The organism is Pseudomonas sp. P5_B2 (assembly GCF_056400445.1).
In genome coordinates this window covers 1-5,362 of record NZ_JBFULH010000285.1, presented here as the reverse complement: position 1 = coordinate 5,362, position 5,362 = coordinate 1, and the positions used below count along the sequence as shown (strand labels likewise).

Below are 5,362 nucleotides of genomic sequence, written 5' to 3'. Positions count from 1 at the left end.
GGCCGAGGCCCATGGTGGAGCTCGGGAGCATCTCATATGAATCAGGCGCTGCCGAAGAAGCTATGGGATCAACTTGGGTTGGTCTCGGTACTGGATACGATAAACCGGCTTAGCCGCATAGCTTGAACCGCCGTATACGGATCCGTACGTACGGTGGTGTGAGAGGACGGCGGATGTAAATCCGCCTCCTACTCGATCTGTCAGAAACCCCGTCGAATGCGGTTCTTGAGTTGGTCGTGGAACAACTCGGCATCGCGCCGGTAAGTGCCGCGAACGGATTCGCTGAATGACTCCAGCCCTATCGAGCGTTTGGAGACCGCCTCCTCGCGATAGGCATCGATAAAGAAGTTGATATCGTTCTCACCGCTCAACTTCGGCCATTTATCGAGGTACAACGGTAGCGCGCTGGGTCCGATCTTGTACGAGCAGATCCGTCGATTGCTGATGGTCGCCTCGCCGATTTCAAACGGCACCCACCACGACTGCGCGGTCTTCTCCGAGACCACGGCCATCAGGTGTGTGCATTCGGTGATGTTGCGGGTGATGACGGTGGTGATGTCCTCAGTGGTCTGCGATTCCGGGTCCAGCACATCGAGGTAGGTCTTGATGTTTGCCTGCGTCAGGCGTGTGTTGATGGCCATCGCGTGGGCGCGGTCGGTGTGGCGGTAGCTGATAAACACCGGCATCAGAAATGTCCCTTGATCGCGAGTTCGCGGTAATAGGCGCCGAGGGCGGTCAGACGGCAGCCGGTGGAATGCAGGGCGGCGTAGTACATGTGCTCGGCGTCCACCGGTTCGATCAGGCTGTGGCGGTTGCACTTTTGCAACTGCTTGAAGATGTCGCCGTTGTCGGGATCGAACGCGGCCTCGGTCGGTTCGTAGCTGGGGTCCAGGGGGAACACGTAGCTCGGTTCCGGGAACCAGTCCTTGAGCTTGCGCAGGGTTTCTTCGGCAATCAGCGGCGTCACTTCGCGCAGCGGCACAAATTGCGAGACGTTGGTCTTGAACACCGGCCGTTGTTCCCATGCCCCCAGCGCATTGTCGACAAACGAATACACGCTGCCGGGGGTGACCTTGCCCAGGACATTGGCGGCTCCGCCATGCAGTGCTTGCAGTAACAGGTCGGTAAACACACCATGACCGCGACCTTCGAGCGCCACTTGGTCTTTTTTACAGGCCGTGAGAATGGTCATGCCTTCGCTGATCACGCTGCTGCCACCGCGCAACCCGCGCATGGCGGCCGCCGCGCCGGCCTGGCAGCAGTCGAGGATGATGATTTTGTTCTTGATGTGGGTGGCGCTTTCCGCCCAGTTGAGGATGTCGCTGATGCGAATGCCTTCGACGCCCTGACCGAAGTCCTGCGGGATCAGCAGGCCTTCATCGATGCTGGTATCAAACTGGCCGTGACCGGCGAAGTACAGCAGCGCCACGTCGCAATCACCGGAAAACAGACCCTGGATCTGCTGCTTCAGGTTTGTGTGAGTGAGGTTTTCCTCCGCCGAGGTCAGGACCTTGCTGCTGAAGTTCGGACGCCCGTTGGCGTGGCGTTCCAGTACCGAGGCCATGGCCATCGCGTCGTTGTTGCAGCCGCTCAATGGCGACACATAGCTGTAGTGGTTGATGCCGATAAACAGTCCCTTGCGCATGGTTACACCGCCGTGTGCAGGCGAATGGCGCTGACGATACTGTTGGTGTTCCACGCACATTCGGCGTGCGCCGCTTCACGCACCACCGTGGAAATCCGCTCTGCTCCAAACGGCTTGACCGCTATGATCACCTTGCCCATCCGCTTGGCGATCTCGATCTCCTTGTTGATCCACTTGCTGTAGGTCGAATACATCCCCGCCATGATCAGCACCGCCGAGCACGGGCGAATCTTGTTTTCGATGGCGGCTTCCAGTTGTTTGTCGGTCGGCGCGTCGACGATCGGGTTGTCCGTCGGCACCGAAAAATTCTTGAAGGTGAAGTCGGGTTTGGCGTTGAGCAGGCGCACGAGGTTGTCATGGGCGTGGGGGTAGGTCCACGAATGGCTGATGAACAAATGATAGGTTTGCATGGTTGTCCCTCGGTATCGCCGGAATGCGAAGAGGGCTTGAATGTATGCACTTGAGTGGCCGCAACAAGGCCTGCGCGGTTAAAGAGACGGGTCCTTCAAGCGGGCGCGCGGAGGTCCTACAGAGGTGTCTGACGTTTAATCGGCGGGATGTTTTGTAGGTCGCAACAAGCGGCCCACCGTCCCGTCAGTGTCGGGGCGGTGGGCACGTCTGTTTAGTAGCTGGTTTCAGGCAGGCTGGCGATGATCGAGCGGTAGCTGTTCATCCGTTGCTGCTGCACGCGGCCTTCTTCGAGGGCCTTGAGCAGGGCGCAACCCGGTTCGCGGTCGTGCTTGCAGTCGCGGAAGCGGCAGGTGCCGATCAGGTCGTTGAACTCGATGAACCCGGCTTCGACGTCGGCACGGCTGACGTGGCCCAGGCCGAATTCACGAATACCCGGGGAGTCGATCAACTCACCGCCACCGGGGAAGTGGAACAAGCGCGCGGTGGTCGTGGTGTGAGTGCCTTGGCCGGACAGCTCGGACAACGGCCCGACGCGGGCTTCGACTTCCGGCAGCAGGCTGTTGACCAGCGACGACTTGCCGACACCGGACTGGCCGACGAACACGCTGATGCGCCCGTCCAGTTGTTCCTGCAACTGCTCCATGCCATTGCCGTGGTGCGCCGACACTTCCAGCACCGGGTAACCCAGCGTGCGGTAAACCGCCAGCAAGGCATTCAGGGCCGGGGCGTTCTGCTCGTCGATCARGTCGAATTTGTTGAGCAGCAGCAGGGGCCGGATACCGGCGTGCTCGGCAGCGACCAGATAACGGTCGATCAGGTTGGCGTGAGGTTCGGGAAGCGGCGCGAAGACGATGACGATCATGTCGACGTTGGCGGCCACAGGCTTGAGCTGTCCACGGCTGTCCGGACGGCAGAGTTCGGTTTTACGCGGCAGTTGCGCCACGATCACGCCGATGYCCTGGTTGCCGGCACGCCAGACTACTTGATCGCCGGTTACCAGCGCCGGCAGGTTGGCACGCAAGTGACAGCGGAACACCTGGCCAGCCAGCTCGCCGTCGAGGGCCTCGACTTCGACCTGTACACCGAAGTGAGCGATCACAAGGCCGGTCTGTTCCGGACCCAGGTCGCCACCCTCAAGTGCCTCGACAGCCGAGGACTCGCGTTTGGCGGCGCGGGCAGCGCGTTCGCCCTGAATCTTTTCGATGCGCCAGTTTTGACGACGATTGAGTTGGCGTTTGGCCATGGGTGTTCCGTATCAAGAATGCAGCGATTAGGTAAAACGGCCGCGAGTTTAGCACGCCACGCTGGTTGCCTAGGCTAAACTGCGCAGCATTGCCTAGGAGCCGACACATGCAAAACCCACAGAATCTGATCTGGATCGACCTGGAAATGACCGGTCTGAACCCTGATACCGACGTCATCATCGAAATGGCCACTATCGTAACCGACAGTGATCTGAACACCTTGGCCGAAGGTCCGGTGATCGCCATCCACCACAGCGACGAGATCCTCGCCGGCATGGACGAGTGGAACACCCGTCAACACGGGGGCTCAGGCCTGACCCAGCGCGTTCGCGACAGCCGCATCAGCATGGTCGAAGCCGAAGCCGAGACCATCGCTTTCCTGGAGCAGTGGGTGCCGAAAGGCAAGTCGCCGATTTGCGGCAATAGCATCTGCCAGGACCGTCGCTTCCTTTATACGCACATGAAATCCCTGGAAAGCTTCTTCCACTACCGCAACCTCGACGTCTCGACCCTTAAAGAGCTGGCCGCTCGTTGGGCGCCGGACGTACGCGACAGCTTCAAAAAGGGTAGCACCCACCTGGCACTGGACGACATCCGCGAATCCATCGCCGAGCTGCAGCACTACCGCAAGCACTTCATCAAGTTCTGATACTGCTGGGCCTTTGTGGTGAGGGGGCTTGCCCCCGTTGGAGTGCGAAGCGCTCCCCTACATTCGTCAGTCCTGCCGCGAGCACAGGTTTACGACTGCTTCGCAGCCGAACGGGGGCAAGCCCCCTCGCCACAGGTCACAGTGTTTTCTCTTGCGCTCTTTTGGGGCGTCAATGAAGTGAGTAGACTGCGCGCCTTTGTGCAAGGACCGCCCCGCCATGTTGCTGATGCTCTACCTGATTGCCATCACCGCCGAAGCCATGACCGGCGCGCTGTCTGCCGGCCGTCGCGGCATGGACTGGTTTGGGGTGGTGTTGATCGCGTGCATCACGGCGTTGGGCGGCGGCTCGATGCGCGACGTACTGCTCGGCCACTACCCGCTGACTTGGGTCAAACACCCGGAATACCTGGTGCTGACCTCGATCGCGGCGATGGTCACCGTCTTCACTGCACGCTGGATGCGCCACCTGCGCTCACTATTCCTGGTGCTCGACGCCGTGGGCCTGGTGGCGTTTACCCTGATCGGTTGCATGACTGCGCTGGAAATGGGCCACGGCATGCTGGTGGCATCGGTCAGTGGCGTGATCACTGGAGTGTTCGGCGGCATTCTGCGCGATATTTTCTGCAACGACATCCCGCTGATCTTCCGCCGCGAACTCTACGCCAGTGTTTCGTTCGCCGCGGCGTGGTGCTACATGCTCTGCATCTACCTGCAATTACCCGGTGAACAGGCGATTTTGATCACGTTGTTTGGCGGTTTCCTGTTGCGGCTGCTGGCGATTCGTTTTCACTGGGAAATGCCGAAGTTCGTTTATAACGACGAAGCCTGACTTACGCACGGTACCTGTAGCAGCTGCCGAAGGCTGCGTTCGAGGCCGCAGGACTCGCTTTGCAGGATGACGACTGGTCCGCAGCCGGACGCAGCCTTCGGCAGCTGCTACATGAGTCCGTGTTGCTTTAGCGCCCACTCGACATGCTCACGCACCAGCTCCGACGGATAGTCGCGACGCGCCTTAAGCGCTTCCAGCACCGGAATGCTTGACGGCGCATTACCCAGGCCAACCGCCAGGTTTCGCAGCCAGCGCTCGTAACCAGCCCGACGTAACGGCGAACCTTCGGTGCTGCTGAGGAATTTGTCCTCGTCCCACATGAACAGCTCGGCCAATTCGGCGTTGTCCAGATTGTGCCTGGGTTTGAAGTCGCTTTCCCCGGACTGGCGGGCGAAGCGGTTCCAAGGGCAGACGATCTGGCAGTCATCGCAACCGAACACCCGGTTGCCGATCAGAGGGCGTAAGTCTTCCGGGATCGCGCTTTTCAGTTCGATGGTCAGGTAGGAGATGCAACGCCGGGCATCCAGTACGTACGAGTTCGATGGTCAGGTAGGAGATGCAACGCCGGGCATCCAGTACGTACG

6 protein-coding genes and 2 pseudogenes are annotated in these 5,362 nt (G+C 60.1%); 3 read left to right on the top strand and 5 right to left on the bottom strand.

What is annotated here, in order from left to right; translation table 11 throughout:
- Positions 1 to 126 (top strand): annotated as a pseudogene (locus tag AC1DRJ_RS18460) (group II intron maturase-specific domain-containing protein); the annotation flags it as partial.
- 74 nt (positions 127 to 200) lie between these two features.
- Here AC1DRJ_RS18460 and AC1DRJ_RS18455 read toward each other — a convergent pair.
- From AC1DRJ_RS18455 to rsgA, 4 genes are all read right to left on the bottom strand, one after another.
- A complete protein-coding gene (locus AC1DRJ_RS18455) occupies positions 201 to 686 on the bottom strand; it encodes a toll/interleukin-1 receptor domain-containing protein (protein WP_477803425.1) in 486 nt (161 codons plus the stop codon).
- On the bottom strand, positions 686 to 1,645 hold the full coding sequence (locus AC1DRJ_RS18450; RefSeq protein WP_477803424.1) for a caspase family protein: 960 nt from the start codon (positions 1,643 to 1,645) through the stop codon (positions 686 to 688). The genes AC1DRJ_RS18455 and AC1DRJ_RS18450 overlap by 1 nt, the downstream gene beginning before the upstream one ends.
- A 2-nt stretch (positions 1,646 to 1,647) precedes the next feature.
- Positions 1,648 to 2,055: a TIR domain-containing protein gene (locus tag AC1DRJ_RS18445; protein ID WP_477803423.1), complete on the bottom strand. Its 408-nt coding sequence runs from the start codon at positions 2,053 to 2,055 to the stop codon at positions 1,648 to 1,650.
- A 212-nt stretch (positions 2,056 to 2,267) separates the two neighbouring features.
- A complete protein-coding gene (gene rsgA / locus AC1DRJ_RS18440; protein WP_477803422.1) occupies positions 2,268 to 3,299 on the bottom strand; it encodes a small ribosomal subunit biogenesis GTPase RsgA in 1,032 nt (343 codons plus the stop codon).
- Between the two features lie 107 nt (positions 3,300 to 3,406).
- Here rsgA and orn point away from each other — a divergent pair, with 107 nt between their 5' ends.
- Together orn and AC1DRJ_RS18430 are read left to right on the top strand one after the other, a co-directional pair.
- The gene (gene orn / locus AC1DRJ_RS18435) at positions 3,407 to 3,949 is read left to right on the top strand and encodes an oligoribonuclease (protein ID WP_477803421.1); all 543 of its coding nucleotides are present in this window, start codon (positions 3,407 to 3,409) and stop codon (positions 3,947 to 3,949) included.
- Between the two features lie 217 nt (positions 3,950 to 4,166).
- Positions 4,167 to 4,778 (top strand): trimeric intracellular cation channel family protein, encoded by a 612-nt coding sequence (locus AC1DRJ_RS18430; protein ID WP_477803420.1) that lies wholly within the window; start codon positions 4,167 to 4,169, stop codon positions 4,776 to 4,778.
- 107 nt (positions 4,779 to 4,885) lie between these two features.
- Here the strand turns inward: AC1DRJ_RS18430 and queG are convergent.
- A pseudogene (gene queG / locus AC1DRJ_RS18425) lies at positions 4,886 to 5,311 on the bottom strand (tRNA epoxyqueuosine(34) reductase QueG); the annotation flags it as partial.
- Between the last annotated feature and the right edge of the window lie 51 nt (positions 5,312 to 5,362).